Source organism: Bosea sp. ANAM02, assembly GCF_011764485.1.
In the GTDB taxonomy this organism is placed as follows: Bacteria; Pseudomonadota; Alphaproteobacteria; order Rhizobiales; family Beijerinckiaceae; genus Allobosea.
The window spans coordinates 948,314-961,781 of record NZ_AP022848.1; the positions used below are offsets into that span (position 1 = coordinate 948,314).

The following is a 13,468-nucleotide window of genomic DNA, read 5'->3' on the forward strand; positions in this document are numbered from 1 at the left end:
TCAGAAAGGAATGTCGGCGTGGGTGACGTAGGGATATTTGAGCTTGTGGCTGAGCACGGTGGCCTGTGCGTCGATCGTGGCCTTGGCCTTGTCGAGTTCGATCCGAAGGTCGGCTGCGCGCTGCCTCTCCTGATGGTACCAGGTACGATAATCATCGAGGGTCGGCTTCGGGTCCGGCTTGCAGCGCGGTGACGTGTTCGGTGCGGCAGCGGGCTTCGCCATGGTTTCCTCCTAGAACGGAATATCATCATCCAGGTGGCTGCTGCCGCCCTGCGCTGACTTGCTCGAGGAATCGCCGGACCTGGCCGATCCGTAGCCCTGGCCGCTGTCGCGATTGCGCATCGTACCGTAGTCGTCTGGGCTCGGTGGATCGCGCTCCGCCTTGTCGAGGAGCGTGAGCTCGCCGCGAAAGCGCTGGAGCACGACCTCGGTGGTGTATTTCTCGACGCCCTGCTGGTCAGTCCACTTCCGTGTCTGAAGCTGGCCCTCGAGGTATACCTTCGAGCCTTTCTTCAGAAACTGCTCCGCGACCTTGGCCAGCGCCTCATTGAAGATGACGATGCTGTGCCACTCGGTGCGTTCCTTGCGCTCGCCCGATTGCTTGTCGCGCCAGGTCTCCGAGGTGGCGAGGCGCAGGCTGGCGACGGGCTCGCCGCTGCCGAGGCGGCGGATCTCGGGATCGCGCCCGAGATTGCCGACGAGAATGACCTTGTTGACGCTGCCGGCCATGGCTCAAGCCTCGCCATCGGTGCGGGCGACGGGGAGGATTGTCTCGCCCCGCGCATGTAGCATCATGCAGAAGTTGGCCACGTCGACCGGGTCGCCCTTCTCGACGTGCTCACGAAGCAACTTGCTGAGATGCTCCTGCGAGCAATCGTCTTTATCCTGCCAGCCGCCTCGGCCTTTCAGTCGGGCGGCTGCAAGCTTCGCCTTCATCGCCTCCTTCAGCCTCTTGATGCCTGCCTTGTTGGCGATCTGGTCGCGCTCTGCGCGCTCCCATGGCCGTTCGAAATCCATGCTGCTGCCCATGTCAGGCTCGAATCTGGCTGAAGAGGTCGCCGGTCTCGCGCTGCACCGCCTGGGCGCGCAGGAGCGGGGCGGCGATGCGGCGGTTCAGTTCGGCGCGCAGCAGCGCTGCGGTTGCCTTGACGAAGTCGGCGCGGGCCTCGGCCACGCCGCCGCGATGGCGGCGCGCCTTCTTGTCGAGTGACAGTCGAGCCTCTGCTTGGCGCCGGCGTAATGTCTTGAGTTTCGCCATCACGCCGCCCTCGGCATGGCGTTGTGCTCGACACCGTCGAGCAGGCGGCCGGCGATCGCTTTGGTGGCGCGCAGGCGCGTGCCGCAGCCTGGCGCCCAGACCTTGCCGTTCGCCATCGTCTGGCCGGCCGGGATATGGCTGCCCCACTGCTTGAAGAAGAATGCCGTTCCGGCAGCGGCGCACTGGTCGCGGATCTGCTGCGCCCATCCGGCCAGCATCTCGCGGGGGCCATTTTCGCCCCCGACGATGACCCAGTCGAGCACGGGATGCATGTGGCCGCCCGTCGGCATCTCGTACAGATCGAACCAGTCGAGAAATTCGGCTTCCCAGTCCGCCGACGTGCCGCGCCAGCGCTCGATCTCATCGATCCATGGTGCGGGCTTCAGCGCGTTCATCTCGCCATCGCCATAGGGCAGGTGGTGAAAGTCGATCAGGTCGAGGAGTGGCTCGGCCGAGACGAAGCGGACCGCGGCGGGCATCAGCAGCAAGTGCGGCACGCGGTCGATTGCGCGATCCTGATCCTCGGCTGAGACGCCCTTCCAGACATTCGTCAGCGGCCAACGGCCGAGATGAACGTGCGGCCCAGAAGGCGCGAGAGTCTCGAGCATGCCGGGTGCAATCAGGGTCACGTCGAGGCGCATCATCAGCGCCATATCGCAGACGATCTCATGGACCCGCTGCGGTGTGTTGCGATCGGAGCAGTAGCGGCGCATCCGCTCGGCGCGCTTCGTCAGGACCTGGAAGGTGTGCTGCGGCGCCAGCGCCATGACGGCGAAGACGCGGTCGATCCATGCGTCCGGCACGTCCTCATGGAAGAGATCGCCATGGGCGCAGACGAAGACCATGCGCGGGCGCTTCCAGCGCAGCGGCTGGGTCAGCCATTCCTCGTTGAAGCGGACCGTGCCGTTCCACACCGGACCGGCCTTCGTCTCGCGCGTCAGGCCTGCGCGGCTGGGATGATGCTGTAGGCGCGTGCCCGCCAGCTTCATCGCATAGCAGTTGGTGCAGCCGGGCGAGACGACGCTGCAGCCCGTGATCGGGTTCCAGGTCGCGTCCGTCCATTCGATCTTAGTCGCGTCAGCCATGGCTATGCTGCCTTCATCTGAACGATGCTGGCGAGGTCGCCGACGGTCACGATCGCTTCGGCCTCGGTGTCGCTGATGGAGATGTCGCGTTCCATCTCGATGTTGGTGAGGATCTCGATCGCGTCGAGGCTGTCCGCGCCGAGATCGTCCGAGAGGCGAGCGTCGGCGGTAACCTTCTCACGGTCGACGCCCAGCGCGTCGACGAGGATGCGGGCGATGTCGTCTGGCACCACCACGTCAGAGCGGCCCTCGTTTCTGTCCGGCTGATCGATCGGGTGGCGCAAATGCTCGATCGCCTTCTCGGGATCAGCGGTGCGCCAGTCGGGCCACTTCCGGGCCTCGTTTTTCTTCTGCTTGGTGGTGATGGCCTCGACGATCTTCGCGGGCTCCCAACCGGCGCGCCAAGCGCCGTCGAAGGCCAAGATGATCACGTCGACCCATTCCTCGATATCGTCGGGCTGGGCCTCGATCTCGGCCAGTTCCTTACGGATGTGGTCGATCACGCCCTTGGTGCGCGCCCCCGGACCGAAGGTCTTGTGGCTGAAAGCGCGCTGACGCTCCAAGTGCGCGACTAGGTCAAAGCCGCCGGCTTCGTAGAACTCATGCGCCTCGCGCCAAACGAGTTCGCGGTAACCTTCCTGCGGCAGTCCGATATTGTGGACGGCCTTGTGAGCGGAAAGCTCCTGTTCGGCTTTCACAGCGCGCGAGAGCAGTTCCTCGACCGGCTTGACGACCTGCCGACCGATCGCGTCGCCGATCCTTGCGGCAGCGGCACAATGCACCTTGTCCTTGCCATAAGTGGTGACGTGCTCGCCGCAGCCTTCGCCGACGGTTCGTGCATAGATGATGACCTGGTCGGCCGCATGCGCCTTACAGATGCGCTCGGCTGTCGCGATTGAGATTGGCTTCGGCAGGGCCATGTGAACCTCTTCTTTCCGCTGTGAGCGTGAGCGAGCAGCGCGCTAGACGCGCATCGGCATGAGCACGACGAGGAGGCTGTCGCCTTCGCGCCGCTGGAGGATGGCGGGGGCGCCGGGCTCGGAGAGCTTGAGCTGGAGGCTGTCGCCGCCCAACACTCCAAGGATGTCGAGCAGGTAGCGGGCGTTGAAGCCGATCTCGATCGCCGTGCCGTCATAGTCCGGCGTCAGCTCCTCGGTGGCCGAGCCGCTGTCGGGGTTGGTGACCGAGAGCGTCAGGCTGCCCGGCGTCAGCCCCAGCTTCACGGCGCGGCCGCGCTCGCTGGAGATGGTGGCGACGCGGTCGATCGCCTGCTTGAAGGCCTCGGCCGCCAGCGTCGCGACCTTGTCGTTGCCGGACGGGATGACGCGCTGATAGTCCGGGAAGGTCCCGTCGATCAGCTTCGAGGTCAGGGTGGTGGCGCCGGCGGTGACGCGGATCTTGGTCGGCGACAGCTCGATCGTCAGATCGCCCTCGGCCTCCTTCGCGATCTTCGCCAGCTCGGCCACGGTCTTGCGCGGCACGATGACGGCGGGCATGGCCTCGGCACCGGCGGGGGCAGGGAGTTGCAGGCGCGAAAGCTTGTGGCCATCGGTGGCGACGGCGCGCAGCACGGTGGCGCCCTCGACCGCCATCGCGTGCATGTGGATACCGTTCAGGTAATAGCGGGTCTCCTCCGTCGAGATGGCGAAGCTGGTCACCTCGACGATCTGGGCCAGCGTCTTCGCCGGCAGGGCGAAGCTGCAGGTGAATTCGCCATCGGCGATATCGGGGAAGTCCGATTCCGGCAGGGTCTGCAGCGTAAAGCGCGACGGGCCGGATTTCAGGGCCATGCCTTTTTCGCCACCGTCGAGCGTGATTGCGGCTTCGGCCGGGAGCTTGCGCACGATATCGCTGAGCGTGTGCGCCGGCAGGGTGATGGCGCCGGCCTCCGCAACCTCGCACGGCACGCTGGTCTCGACCTTGATGTCGAGATCCGTGGCGCAGAGCGCGAGCTTGCCGCCGTCGGCACGCAGCAGGATGTTTGACAGGACGGGGATGGTGTTGCGGCGCTCGACGACGCGGGAGAGCGAAGCCAAGGCGGGCGCGAGCACATCGCGCGGGATGGTGATCTTCATAGGTCGCTCTCGCGGTGAGGAAAGAGGCGGGGCCGAAGCCCCGCCAGGTGAGGCCGGGAGATCAGGCCTCGGGAGAACCTTCGAAGGTTGGGAGGGCGGTCTGAGCGGCGACCGTGATCAGGTCGTCGCGCACGCGCTCGGTGACGTGCAGGTCCGGCCGATAGAGCTGATAACGCCAGAGGATCTTTTGGCCCGATTTGCGGTAGCGCAGGCGCGCTGGGATCGTGATCTTCTCCCCCATGAAGAAGGGCGCGATCGACAGCATGAAAAGGCCCTGGACCTTGAGTGGCTGGCCGTTGCCGTCGATATGCTGCTCATCGAACTGGATCGAAGCCTCGCCCGTCGCCAGGTTGACGACATTCTTGACGATGCTTTCGACGTTGACCTGAAGGCCGCGCGAGAGCTGGATCAGTTGGGCCGGGGTCGCGATCGTCGTGGCGAAGTCGCGCTCGAGATTGATGCGCTCATGATCGTTCGGCGCCGTCAGATCGGCGATTCGATCCTCGAGGAACGCCGCGAATTCGCGCTGTTCCATCTCCTCGCCATTGCCCTTGATCCAGACCTTCCATTCCTCCGACAGGGGAAAGGCATAATGGATGCGGTGCTTGAGATTATCAGCGGCGCCGCCGCTCGCCTTATCGTGGTAGTCAACGACCGCGGTGAAGGCCGGGCCTTTCCAGTCCGTATTGGCGAAAACCGCCGTGTGATCCGTCTTGTGACGGTCGGTTAGGTCGATGAAGGACTGCAGTGTCAGGGCCGTCGCGATGCCGCGCTTGGCTGCCGGCTTGGTCCGGAAGGCTTCTACGATCTGCGTCGCGGCCGACACTGAGCGGTTCTGCGGATCGATGATGACCGGAACCGCCTTCGGGACGCCGGGGCCGAGATCAGGCAGCGAGACTTCCACAATCTCGGGCCGCTGGCTCTTCTTGGTGAGTTCGACAACGGCGGCGATGCCCTTGTCGGAATTGGGCAGGGCGCCCTCGTGATAGGCTTCGAGGGTGGCGGGTTCGAGTTCGGTAACCTTGGCCATGGCTGGCTTTCCTTTGCTTGCGGGAGGGGATCAGGCGCTGGCGGAAACGCCGCGCGGGCCGGCGAACATGTCGGTCTGCTGGGGATGCTCGGGCGAGAGAGAGCCGTCGTCGGTGACCCAGTAGAAGGACGAGCCGCGCGGCTTCTTCGGCAGCTCGGGCACGATGTCCGTTTCGATCGTGACGGTGCCCTGCTCGACGGTGAGGTGGAACGCGACCTTGACCTTGCCCTTGACCTTGGCCTTCGGGCGGTTGCCGGCCATCTCCTTGAGCTTGGCCAGAGAGTCCGTGATGGCGTTGCCGAGATCGGCGGCGAACTCGCCACCTTCCAGCACGCCGACAATGGTCTGCGCGTCGCGGATCTTCTTCATTTGGCTCAGGCCTCCATAGGCTGGCGAGGGAGCCGCCCGCCGGCGCGGCGCGTGCTCGGGGGCAGGTCGGACTTCGGCTTCGGCGCGGGGCGGGCGAGAACGGCCTCGCTCCAGCGGTCGAAGCGGGTGAGCCATTGCTCGGTGGCGCGTGCCGGGGAGAGCGGGACGATGCGATGCTTGAGCTTCAGCGTCCCGTAGCTTTCGACGCCCCACGGCCGGGGCGGCCGAGCGAGGAGGTGGTCGCGCTCCGCCAGCATCAGCCGAACATCGGTCAGCGCGACCGTACGGGCGATCTCCACCGGCAACGGCCAAGGCAGCCCCGCGAGCCGATGCAGCCAAGCGTCGATCGGCGCGCAGAGCTCACGCTTGATCGCCTTGATTGAGACGCCCGATCCCGGCGCGAGCCGATCAGCGGCTGCCTGCATGGCCACCATGATCGGCGTAGCCCAGTCGCCGATGATGGCTTCGTGGCCGTCATGCAACAGGAAGGCGAGCGCTGCCGCCGGATCATGGCTCGCAGCGTAGATCGTATCGGCGCCGATGCAGCAGTGCTGCGCGACCGGATAGATGATGCCGCTCGGCATCTGGTTCGCGTAGCGGCCGGTCATGCCCAACGGCGTCGCGATGTCGCGCCGCAGGTCGAGGCCATCCGGCGGGATGGGAGCCAGCAGGTCGAGGGGGCGGCCGGAGGCAGTCTGGGACCAGATCATCGCGCGGCCCTCGCCTTGAGCCTGGCAAGGGTTTCGCCGAGCCGAACCGTTGCTTCTAGGGTGCAGCGCGCCTCGTCCGCGATCTGCATGATGGTGGCTTCCAGGCCGTCGAGCGGCATGTTGCGGCGCATGGCACCCGACAGGGCGCTGGCCCGCATCAGCATGTCGCCGGCACGGTGGCAGAGCGTGTCTGCCTCGTGGATCGTCTCTGCCGGGAGCGGATCATTCGCGAGGATGACGGGGGAGATGCTCACCATGGCGAGGCGCTCCAGATCGCCGCCAGCGCGTAGATCACGGGCGCGCAGGCAAGAGTGATCAAGCCGAGCATGATCAGCCAGACCAGCAGGATCATGCCGAGATGCGGCGCAGCTTCGGCCTTCATTTCAGCGCCTCCGCGATGGCGACGCATCCGATGCCTGCCTCGGTGGCGAGCTCCTCGAATGCTCGGCTGAGCTGCTTGGCCTCGACCGCGGCGGCGAGAGCGTCCGCCCCTACCGTCACGTTGCGGCCATCGCGGATGTTGGCGAGCAGCAGCTCGGCCCGGCGTGCGAGCCAAGCGGCGCCCTTTACGGCCGCTTCTGCGTCGTTGCGGAGATGTGCGACGGTCGGGATCATCCGCGCCTCCTTTCGGTTCGGCTGAGGGCGGATACCGCCAGATAGGTTGCGAGGAGCCAGACGCCGGCCATGGTCAGAGGCCCAGCATCTGGCGCGCGATCAGCGCGATGGGGACGGCGAGACAGGCGATGGAAGCGGCCATCTCGCGAGGGCTGACCGCGCGACCGCGCCTGCGGGGCCGCTTCGAGCTCGGCAGGGTGGAAAAGGCAGCAGCCGCATAGGCGCGGACATGTTCAGGACGCCAGCCGAGCCGGATCAGATCGTCCGTATCGATGACGGCATCTTCGCCCCGGTCCTTGACCAGGCGGCTGATATCCTCGGCCATGCGCTGGCGCACCGCGCCGGCATCGACCATGCGGTTGCGGGGCTGGGGCCAGATGAACCCGTCATGGGTCGGGGTGCGGTGGTCGACCGTCGGCGAATGCATGGTTGCCTCCATCGGTTGAATGGCGGCATCGTACCGATAAACGCTACACTGTCAACAGGGTTCGGATTTAAAATCGGGACAGAACAAATTGCGATGTCTCCGGAACCGAATCAGATACTAACAAATCGTTCTTGCTCTGTTCTCATTCGTGAGTCAGATTGTCGCGGTCCGAGGAGAGGATCGTCATGACCGCAATGAGCCTGGCAGCAAGCTTCAAGATTTTCCTGAAATGCGAGAACTGCCGCCGCCCGAGCAGCGTGAGGCTCGATGTTCCGGATGTCGACGATGCGCCTTGCGACGTCGAAGAGCTGGTCGATAGCGCCTTCCTGCAGCGTCAGGTGTTCACCTGCGAGATCTGCGAGAGCGCGATCGGGACCATCATTGGCATCAATCGTGTGGAGTAGCGTCGATGACTGAGAGGGTAGTGGTTCGTGTCGTTTCCGCCGGCCAGGTCGACGCTGCTGAGCGGCTCGCCATCACAGCGCTCGGCTGGATCAGCGCCGATATCGACAGGATCGGTGGGTTCATCGATCGGACGGGTATCAGGGCGGACCGGATCCGTCAGGCTGCCGGTTCGCGCGACTTCCTGCTCGGTGTGCTCGAGCATGTCATGTCAGACGAAGAGTGGCTCCTGATGCCATTTTGTGCCGTTAGCAAGGCTTCGCCGCGCGAGGTCTGCGAGGCGCGGGATGTTCTCGCATCGCCATATCGCATCAAGCACGGAAGCGCGGAGAACCTGGTGCCGAAGATCCTGCCGCGGCGCGGCTTCTCCTAGAGCGGGATTTCGTTCGAAATCCGCCTGACGAGTGCCAGGATCTGGAAGGTTTCGCCGTCATCGGCCTGGTAGTCGACCGGGACGATGATGGGCTTGTGCTTCGGATTGCTGGATCGCGGATGGAACTCCATCCGGTCTTCATACAACTCAAGCTGCTTGATCGACCATTCGCGCAGATGCCCGCCGTCCCTGGTGCGTTCGACCACGACCGTCATGCCATCGCGCAGCGGCACTCGACCATTCAGGTCGCCGAAGTCGACGCAAATGACCTTGTCGCCAGGAAGGATCGGTCGCGGCTGCAGCTTGTTCATGCTGTCGCCGGCGACAGTGAATGAGACCTGCCGCGCCCAGGGGAACTTGGGGTCGGGCAGGTCGAAGGTCGGATCCTCCTCGATATCGGTGAAGTCCGGCGCGGCGCGAAAGGCGCCCGCCTCGACGATGCCGGCGTTGGCGATCGCTGTCAGGCCTTCCTTCGTGCGCGTGAGTTCGGGCTCGTCGTTCGCTGGTCCCGGGAGCGGGGACGGCACGTCGAGGATGTCCGCGATGGCGAGCATTTCCTGGCCGCTGATCTCGCGGCTGCCGAGGACCATCTTGTTGACGGCTGAGCGTGGGATCGAGCGCGAGAGCGCTTCGGTCAGCCTGCGCGCGAGCTCTGCCTGGCTCATCTTGCGGAGCTCAAGCGAGGCGACAAGCCAGTCCTTCAGGCGATCCTTCAGCATGTCGGGACGATAGATTCCCAGCGTCGCGATGTCGCGATCTGCCATCGGTACATCCGCGCTTGCAATTGTATCGTTTATCGGTACATTGCAGATCATGGAACCTGCCTCCTCCATTATCGATCGCCTGGGTGGCGTCGCTCGGGTCGCCGAGATCGTCGGCGTCCACCGCGTTCGCGTCAGCAACTGGAAGCGCCCGAAATCAGCGGGCGGCACCGGCGGCCGCGTGCCCCAATCGCATCATGTGAAGCTTCTGGCGGCGGCCGAACGCTTGGGCGTCGCTCTCTCTGCCGCAGATTTCCTCGTTACGTCCGAGGGCGTCTCTCCATGACGGCCCTTCATCGCATTCGACAGGTTCAGCAGCGCGTGCCGCAGGCGGCTCTTCGCCGCGTCCTGCCGTGCTCGCCGCGCCTGTTCTTCCTGCTCGTCCATGGTGTTCCTCCGCCGTGACCTGACCCGTCGGACTGTCCCTCATCTCTCCCGTTTTCCCTACGAAAATGCATAGGAGCATTTTTCGTGAGCGCTCCCGCTTTGCCCGAAGAAGGCCACTCCGACGGCCTCGTCACCATGATGAAAACTGCGGTCAGGGCGCTCGTGCTCGCCTGCGCCGCCCCTGGCGAGACCGGTCCCGAGCGTGTCGAGCGCATGACGGGCTTCTCTCGCGGCGCGATCAGCCGGTGGTGCGGCGACAATTATCGCGACCTGCCGCCGCTCGATGTCGTGTTTCAGCTAGAGAGCCGCATCGGCAAACCGATCGTCTCGCGCATGCTGGCGTCGCTGACCGGCCACGAGGTTCGGCCCGTCGAGGATCGCGACGGCACGCAGGTGACGGACCTGATGGCCGGCGTGCTGCGCTCGACCGGCAGTCATGCTCGCTTCGTCGCCAAGGCCGCCGAGGCGATGGAAGACGACAAGATCACGCCGGGCGAAGCGAAAGAGCTGCTTTCCAAGATCCTCAAGCATCAGCAGGACATGGCGGAGATCGCCAAGCTTCTCGCGCTCAAGGCCGGGGTCTGAGCGATGCTGCCGATCGGAGACCTGCAGCCCGTATCGCCGGAACTTCGCGGCCTGCTCGCGGCCATCACCGAGCAGGCGCATCGTCTGCGCAGCCGCGGCCGGCATGACCGAGCCGAGACCTTGCTGCGGCGTGCTGCGGAGAAGCGCGTGCTGCCGCCCCATGTGCGGCAGGGCATGCACGCCCTCGCCGACCTTTTCCACGCCCATCCGGACAATCCGGTCAGCCTCGGCGTCGTCTGATGAAGCGCCCCTTCCGCATCGAGCGCGTCGGGCGCCACCGCAAGGCCGCAGCTCGCGGCGTGGCCCGCCTGGGCTTTCCGGCATCCGTCATCGCCAGCGTCCTGCGGATCAAGCGCTCGACTGCGCAGGCGATCGTCGAGGGGCGATTGGCGCCTGCCGCCCTCTGGTCCGCCGCCGAGCAGGCGCTTTTCGCGAAGGGAGAAGTTGATGCATCTCGCCGCCATCATCGCGGAGCTTGAAGGCGCGGCGCAGCAAGAAGCTGCCGGCATTCATGTGCTGGAGACGACGCGCTTTGAGCCCGAGCTCGGCGCCGTCGCGGTCTCTTGCCTTGATGCCTCGCGCCGTCGCGCCGAGGCGCTGACCCAGGCGGCGAAGCGCCTGCGCGTGCTGCTTCAGGGGGACTTTGCCTCCGCCGATCCGCGCCGTCCGAACCAGACGGTGCCGGCATGAGCGAAGCTTATCTCGCCTTCCTCAAAGCCAAGGCCTGCATCGCCGTCGCTGGCGGCATCGAGGTCGCCGATCACGAGATCAACCCGATCCTGCTGCCGCATCAGCGCATCATGGTGCGTTGGGCGCTGCGCCTCGGCCGAGCCGGTCTGTTCGCCGCCTTCGGGCTCGGCAAGACCTTCATGCAAATCGAGTTCTGCCGGCTTCTTGTCGAGAAGCTGGGCGAAAGCGCGCTGATCGTGATCCCGCTTGGGGTGCGGCAGGAGTTCATGCGCGATGCCCGGACGCTGGCGACGGCGGAGCACGAGAAGATCTCGGCCGAGACGAAGGCGGCGCACGCGCTCTGGATCAAGGGCCGCCCCGACCGCGTGCCCTCGCTCAGCTTCATCCGCAGCGTGACGGAGGCCGGCGAGCGCGGCATCTACCTGACCAATTACGAGACCGTGCGCGACGGTAAGCTCGACCCTCGCGCGTTCGGTGCCGCGTCGCTCGACGAGGCCTCGTGTCTACGCGGCTTCGGCGGCTCGAAGACCTTCCGCGAGTTCATGCGCCTGTTCGACGGCATCCGCTTCAAGCTGGTGGCGACGGCGACGCCGAGCCCGAACGAATACATCGAGCTGCTGGCCTATTCCGCATTCCTCGAGGTGATGGATGTCGGCGAGGCGAAGACCCGGTTCTTCAAGCGCAACTCGGAAAAGGCGGACAGCCTCACCATCCATCCGCACAAGGAGCGCGAGTTCTGGCTGTGGGTATCGAGCTGGGCGCTGTTCGTGCAGCGGCCGAGCGATCTCGGCTGCGACGATGCCGGCTATGACCTGCCACCGCTGACGGTCCATCAGCATAGCGTTGCGAGCGACCTCGCGACCCGCGAGACCGAGCGTGACGGCCAGGGCATCCTGATCGCGAAGGACGCCCTCGGCGTCGTCGGCGCCAGCCGCGAGAAGCGGGCAAGCCTGCCGCGGCGCATCGCCAAGCTCTCCGAAATCCTCTCGGCGGCGCCGGCGGAACGCTTCCTGATCTGGCATGACCTGGAGGACGAGCGGCGGGCGATTGAGGCCGCCGTGCCGGGCGTGCTCTCGGTCTACGGAACCCAGGACCTCGACCAGCGCGAGCAGACGATCATCGGCTTCTCCGATGGCGCTTTCCAGTATCTCGCCGCCAAGCCCGTCATTGCCGGCTCCGGTTGCAACTTCCAGAGGCACTGCCACCGGGCCGTGTTCCTCGGCATCGGCTTCAAGTTCAACGATTTCATCCAGGCCATTCACCGCATCCAGCGCTTCCAGCAGGAGCGGCCGGTCGAAATCCACATCATCGCGTCCGAAGGCGAGCAGGCGGTGCTGCGCACGCTTCTGACCAAGTGGGAGCAGCACAAGCACATGGTCGATCAGATGAGCCAGATCATCCGCGAATACGGATTGAACGAGCAGGCGCTCGCCACCTCGCTCTCCCGCTCGATCGGCGTCGAGCGCGTCGAGATCCGCGGCGCCAACCACCGCATCGTCAACAACGACACGGTGCTGGAAAGCGCGGCCCTGGCGGAAAACTCGGTCGGGCTGATCGTCACGTCGATTCCGTTCTCGACGCAGTACGAGTACACGCCGAGCTATAACGACTTCGGCCATACCGACAGCGACCCGCATTTCTGGGCGCAGATGGACTTCCTGACGCCCTCGCTGCTGCGCGCGCTCCAGCCCGGTCGCAACTGCGTCATCCACGTCAAGGACCGGATCATTCCGGGCGGCCTCACCGGGCTGGGCTTCCAGACCGTCTCGACCTTCCATTGCGACGCGATCCAGCACTTCCGCCGGCACGGCTTCGCCTTCCTCGGCATGAAGACGATCACCACCGACGTGGTGCGCGAGAACAACCAGACCTATCGGCTGGGCTGGTCGGAACAGTGCAAGGACGGCTCGAAGATGGGCGCCGGCCTGCCGGAATATCTGCTGATCTTCCGCAAGCCGCAGACCGATCGCTCGGTCTCCTATGCCGATCTGCGGGTGGTGAAATCGAAGAAATGGTTCGGGCAAGACGGCGAGGCTGTTCCGGATGACTTTTCGGAGGAGGACGAGGTCGACCTCGCGGACGCCTCCAAGACCTGGATCAATCCCGACGGCTACAGCCGCGCCCGCTGGCAGATCGACGCGCATGGCTATCTGCGCTCGGCCGGGGATCGTGCGCTCAAGGCCGAGGACCTGCACAACGTCCCGGCCTCAACGATCTACAAGATGTGGAAGCGGTTCAACCTCTCCAGCGTCTACGATTTCGAGTACCACGTCGCCATCGCCGAGGCGCTGGAGACGCGCGGGCGCCTTCCGCCGACCTTCATGCTGCTGCCGCCGCATTCGCCGGACCAGGCTGTCTGGAGCGATGTGACGCGGATGCGCACGCTGAACGGCGTGCAGCAGGCCAAGGGCAAGGAGATGCATCTCTGCCCGCTGCAGTTCGACATCGTCGACCGCGTCATCGCGCAGATGTCGATGCCGGGAGAGACCGTCTTCGACCCGTTCGGCGGGCTGATGACGGTGCCCTATCGCGCGATCCTGCAAGGCCGCTTCGGCGTCGGCGTCGAGCTCAACCCCGGCTATTTCATGGACGGCGCCTTCCACTGCGCCGCCGCGGAGGAGCGCGTCGCGATCCCCTCCCTGTTCGACCTCATGGACGCCGAGCGATCTGACGCTCCGGCGCTCGAAGCGGCGGAGTGACC

Annotated in this window: 24 protein-coding genes; 9 read left to right on the forward strand and 15 right to left on the reverse strand. The window is 65.4% G+C overall.

Going from position 1 to position 13,468, the window contains the following annotated elements; translation table 11 throughout:
* The 14 genes from OCUBac02_RS04540 to OCUBac02_RS04600 all read right to left on the reverse strand — a co-directional run bounded on the left by OCUBac02_RS04540 (position 1) and on the right by OCUBac02_RS04600 (position 7,569).
* Positions 1 to 222: a hypothetical protein gene (locus OCUBac02_RS04540; RefSeq protein ID WP_173043705.1), complete on the reverse strand. Its 222-nt coding sequence runs from the start codon at positions 220 to 222 to the stop codon at positions 1 to 3.
* A gap of 9 nt (positions 223 to 231) precedes the next feature.
* The gene (gene ssb, locus OCUBac02_RS04545; protein WP_173043707.1) at positions 232 to 729 is read right to left on the reverse strand and encodes a single-stranded DNA-binding protein; all 498 of its coding nucleotides are present in this window, start codon (positions 727 to 729) and stop codon (positions 232 to 234) included.
* Between the two features lie 3 nt (positions 730 to 732).
* Positions 733 to 1,029, reverse strand: a complete 297-nt coding sequence (locus OCUBac02_RS04550; protein ID WP_197933313.1) for a hypothetical protein — start codon at positions 1,027 to 1,029, stop codon at positions 733 to 735.
* Between the two features lies 1 nt (position 1,030).
* Positions 1,031 to 1,258, reverse strand: a complete 228-nt coding sequence (locus tag OCUBac02_RS04555; protein WP_173043709.1) for a hypothetical protein — start codon at positions 1,256 to 1,258, stop codon at positions 1,031 to 1,033.
* Entirely contained in the window at positions 1,258 to 2,343 is a 1,086-nt protein-coding gene (locus OCUBac02_RS04560; RefSeq protein ID WP_173043711.1) for a phage Gp37/Gp68 family protein, read from the reverse strand. Before OCUBac02_RS04560 ends, OCUBac02_RS04555 begins: the two co-directional genes overlap by 1 nt.
* Before the next feature lie 2 nt (positions 2,344 to 2,345).
* The gene (locus OCUBac02_RS27275; protein WP_465247758.1) at positions 2,346 to 3,263 is read right to left on the reverse strand and encodes a dATP/dGTP pyrophosphohydrolase domain-containing protein; all 918 of its coding nucleotides are present in this window, start codon (positions 3,261 to 3,263) and stop codon (positions 2,346 to 2,348) included.
* 42 nt (positions 3,264 to 3,305) lie between these two features.
* Positions 3,306 to 4,418: a DNA polymerase III subunit beta gene (dnaN, locus tag OCUBac02_RS04570; RefSeq protein WP_173043713.1), complete on the reverse strand. Its 1,113-nt coding sequence runs from the start codon at positions 4,416 to 4,418 to the stop codon at positions 3,306 to 3,308.
* 61 nt (positions 4,419 to 4,479) lie between these two features.
* A complete protein-coding gene (locus OCUBac02_RS04575; RefSeq protein ID WP_173043715.1) occupies positions 4,480 to 5,448 on the reverse strand; it encodes a DUF2303 family protein in 969 nt (322 codons plus the stop codon).
* 30 nt (positions 5,449 to 5,478) lie between these two features.
* Positions 5,479 to 5,817: a hypothetical protein gene (locus OCUBac02_RS04580; RefSeq protein WP_173043717.1), complete on the reverse strand. Its 339-nt coding sequence runs from the start codon at positions 5,815 to 5,817 to the stop codon at positions 5,479 to 5,481.
* 5 nt (positions 5,818 to 5,822) lie between these two features.
* On the reverse strand, positions 5,823 to 6,527 hold the full coding sequence (locus OCUBac02_RS04585) for a hypothetical protein (protein WP_173043719.1): 705 nt from the start codon (positions 6,525 to 6,527) through the stop codon (positions 5,823 to 5,825).
* The gene (locus OCUBac02_RS04590) at positions 6,524 to 6,784 is read right to left on the reverse strand and encodes a hypothetical protein (protein ID WP_173043721.1); all 261 of its coding nucleotides are present in this window, start codon (positions 6,782 to 6,784) and stop codon (positions 6,524 to 6,526) included. The genes OCUBac02_RS04585 and OCUBac02_RS04590 overlap by 4 nt, the downstream gene beginning before the upstream one ends.
* Positions 6,778 to 6,909, reverse strand: coding sequence for a hypothetical protein (locus tag OCUBac02_RS27450; RefSeq protein ID WP_280528844.1), 132 nt, complete (start codon positions 6,907 to 6,909; stop codon positions 6,778 to 6,780). Before OCUBac02_RS27450 ends, OCUBac02_RS04590 begins: the two co-directional genes overlap by 7 nt.
* The gene (locus tag OCUBac02_RS04595; RefSeq protein ID WP_173043723.1) at positions 6,906 to 7,142 is read right to left on the reverse strand and encodes a hypothetical protein; all 237 of its coding nucleotides are present in this window, start codon (positions 7,140 to 7,142) and stop codon (positions 6,906 to 6,908) included. The genes OCUBac02_RS27450 and OCUBac02_RS04595 overlap by 4 nt, the downstream gene beginning before the upstream one ends.
* A 73-nt stretch (positions 7,143 to 7,215) precedes the next feature.
* A complete protein-coding gene (locus tag OCUBac02_RS04600; protein ID WP_173043725.1) occupies positions 7,216 to 7,569 on the reverse strand; it encodes a hypothetical protein in 354 nt (117 codons plus the stop codon).
* A 185-nt stretch (positions 7,570 to 7,754) separates the two neighbouring features.
* Between OCUBac02_RS04600 and OCUBac02_RS04605 the strand changes: the two genes are divergently transcribed.
* Both OCUBac02_RS04605 and OCUBac02_RS04610 read left to right on the forward strand, forming a co-directional pair.
* Positions 7,755 to 7,973 carry a hypothetical protein gene (locus OCUBac02_RS04605; RefSeq protein WP_173043727.1) on the forward strand — a complete coding sequence of 73 codons (219 nt, stop codon included), beginning with the start codon at positions 7,755 to 7,757 and terminating at the stop codon, positions 7,971 to 7,973.
* A 5-nt stretch (positions 7,974 to 7,978) separates the two neighbouring features.
* Entirely contained in the window at positions 7,979 to 8,344 is a 366-nt protein-coding gene (locus tag OCUBac02_RS04610; RefSeq protein ID WP_173043729.1) for a DUF3572 domain-containing protein, read from the forward strand.
* Here the strand turns inward: OCUBac02_RS04610 and OCUBac02_RS04615 are convergent.
* Complete coding sequence (locus OCUBac02_RS04615) at positions 8,341 to 9,108, reverse strand: LexA family transcriptional regulator (protein ID WP_173043731.1); 768 nt, start codon at positions 9,106 to 9,108, stop codon at positions 8,341 to 8,343. The two genes, OCUBac02_RS04610 and OCUBac02_RS04615, sit on opposite strands and share 4 nt — an antisense overlap.
* Between OCUBac02_RS04615 and OCUBac02_RS04620 the strand changes: the two genes are divergently transcribed.
* The 7 genes from OCUBac02_RS04620 (at position 9,092) to OCUBac02_RS04645 (ending at position 13,466) form a co-directional block, all read left to right on the forward strand.
* The gene (locus tag OCUBac02_RS04620; RefSeq protein ID WP_173043733.1) at positions 9,092 to 9,391 is read left to right on the forward strand and encodes a hypothetical protein; all 300 of its coding nucleotides are present in this window, start codon (positions 9,092 to 9,094) and stop codon (positions 9,389 to 9,391) included. The genes OCUBac02_RS04615 and OCUBac02_RS04620 overlap by 17 nt on opposite strands.
* A complete protein-coding gene (locus OCUBac02_RS27455; RefSeq protein ID WP_280528845.1) occupies positions 9,388 to 9,510 on the forward strand; it encodes a hypothetical protein in 123 nt (40 codons plus the stop codon). Before OCUBac02_RS04620 ends, OCUBac02_RS27455 begins: the two co-directional genes overlap by 4 nt.
* A gap of 66 nt (positions 9,511 to 9,576) precedes the next feature.
* Positions 9,577 to 10,077, forward strand: a complete 501-nt coding sequence (locus OCUBac02_RS04625; protein WP_173043735.1) for a hypothetical protein — start codon at positions 9,577 to 9,579, stop codon at positions 10,075 to 10,077.
* 3 nt (positions 10,078 to 10,080) lie between these two features.
* Entirely contained in the window at positions 10,081 to 10,317 is a 237-nt protein-coding gene (locus OCUBac02_RS04630) for a hypothetical protein (RefSeq protein ID WP_173043737.1), read from the forward strand.
* Complete coding sequence (locus OCUBac02_RS04635; RefSeq protein WP_173043739.1) at positions 10,317 to 10,556, forward strand: hypothetical protein; 240 nt, start codon at positions 10,317 to 10,319, stop codon at positions 10,554 to 10,556. The genes OCUBac02_RS04630 and OCUBac02_RS04635 overlap by 1 nt, the downstream gene beginning before the upstream one ends.
* The gene (locus OCUBac02_RS04640) at positions 10,525 to 10,767 is read left to right on the forward strand and encodes a hypothetical protein (protein ID WP_173043741.1); all 243 of its coding nucleotides are present in this window, start codon (positions 10,525 to 10,527) and stop codon (positions 10,765 to 10,767) included. The genes OCUBac02_RS04635 and OCUBac02_RS04640 overlap by 32 nt, the downstream gene beginning before the upstream one ends.
* Entirely contained in the window at positions 10,764 to 13,466 is a 2,703-nt protein-coding gene (locus tag OCUBac02_RS04645; protein WP_173043743.1) for a DNA methyltransferase, read from the forward strand. The genes OCUBac02_RS04640 and OCUBac02_RS04645 overlap by 4 nt, the downstream gene beginning before the upstream one ends.
* Positions 13,467 to 13,468: the final 2 nt, after the last annotated feature.

Bases quoted from the DNA above. Each gene is read 5' to 3' on its own strand.
- OCUBac02_RS04540 (WP_173043705.1), bottom strand. From the start codon at position 222: ATGGCGAAGCCCGCTGCCGCACCGAACACGTCACCGCGCTGCAAGCCG.
- ssb (WP_173043707.1), bottom strand. From the start codon at position 729: ATGGCCGGCAGCGTCAACAAGGTCATTCTCGTCGGCAATCTCGGGCGC.
- OCUBac02_RS04550 (WP_197933313.1), bottom strand. From the start codon at position 1,029: ATGGGCAGCAGCATGGATTTCGAACGGCCATGGGAGCGCGCAGAGCGC.
- OCUBac02_RS04555 (WP_173043709.1), bottom strand. From the start codon at position 1,258: ATGGCGAAACTCAAGACATTACGCCGGCGCCAAGCAGAGGCTCGACTG.
- OCUBac02_RS04560 (WP_173043711.1), bottom strand. From the start codon at position 2,343: ATGGCTGACGCGACTAAGATCGAATGGACGGACGCGACCTGGAACCCG.
- OCUBac02_RS27275 (WP_465247758.1), bottom strand. From the start codon at position 3,263: ATGGCCCTGCCGAAGCCAATCTCAATCGCGACAGCCGAGCGCATCTGT.
- dnaN (WP_173043713.1), bottom strand. From the start codon at position 4,418: ATGAAGATCACCATCCCGCGCGATGTGCTCGCGCCCGCCTTGGCTTCG.
- OCUBac02_RS04575 (WP_173043715.1), bottom strand. From the start codon at position 5,448: ATGGCCAAGGTTACCGAACTCGAACCCGCCACCCTCGAAGCCTATCAC.
- OCUBac02_RS04580 (WP_173043717.1), bottom strand. From the start codon at position 5,817: ATGAAGAAGATCCGCGACGCGCAGACCATTGTCGGCGTGCTGGAAGGT.
- OCUBac02_RS04585 (WP_173043719.1), bottom strand. From the start codon at position 6,527: ATGATCTGGTCCCAGACTGCCTCCGGCCGCCCCCTCGACCTGCTGGCT.
- OCUBac02_RS04590 (WP_173043721.1), bottom strand. From the start codon at position 6,784: ATGGTGAGCATCTCCCCCGTCATCCTCGCGAATGATCCGCTCCCGGCA.
- OCUBac02_RS27450 (WP_280528844.1), bottom strand. From the start codon at position 6,909: ATGAAGGCCGAAGCTGCGCCGCATCTCGGCATGATCCTGCTGGTCTGG.
- OCUBac02_RS04595 (WP_173043723.1), bottom strand. From the start codon at position 7,142: ATGATCCCGACCGTCGCACATCTCCGCAACGACGCAGAAGCGGCCGTA.
- OCUBac02_RS04600 (WP_173043725.1), bottom strand. From the start codon at position 7,569: ATGCATTCGCCGACGGTCGACCACCGCACCCCGACCCATGACGGGTTC.
- OCUBac02_RS04605 (WP_173043727.1), top strand. From the start codon at position 7,755: ATGACCGCAATGAGCCTGGCAGCAAGCTTCAAGATTTTCCTGAAATGC.
- OCUBac02_RS04610 (WP_173043729.1), top strand. From the start codon at position 7,979: ATGACTGAGAGGGTAGTGGTTCGTGTCGTTTCCGCCGGCCAGGTCGAC.
- OCUBac02_RS04620 (WP_173043733.1), top strand. From the start codon at position 9,092: ATGTCGCGATCTGCCATCGGTACATCCGCGCTTGCAATTGTATCGTTT.
- OCUBac02_RS04615 (WP_173043731.1), bottom strand. From the start codon at position 9,108: ATGGCAGATCGCGACATCGCGACGCTGGGAATCTATCGTCCCGACATG.
- OCUBac02_RS27455 (WP_280528845.1), top strand. From the start codon at position 9,388: ATGACGGCCCTTCATCGCATTCGACAGGTTCAGCAGCGCGTGCCGCAG.
- OCUBac02_RS04630 (WP_173043737.1), top strand. From the start codon at position 10,081: ATGCTGCCGATCGGAGACCTGCAGCCCGTATCGCCGGAACTTCGCGGC.
- OCUBac02_RS04635 (WP_173043739.1), top strand. From the start codon at position 10,317: ATGAAGCGCCCCTTCCGCATCGAGCGCGTCGGGCGCCACCGCAAGGCC.
- OCUBac02_RS04640 (WP_173043741.1), top strand. From the start codon at position 10,525: ATGCATCTCGCCGCCATCATCGCGGAGCTTGAAGGCGCGGCGCAGCAA.
- OCUBac02_RS04645 (WP_173043743.1), top strand. From the start codon at position 10,764: ATGAGCGAAGCTTATCTCGCCTTCCTCAAAGCCAAGGCCTGCATCGCC.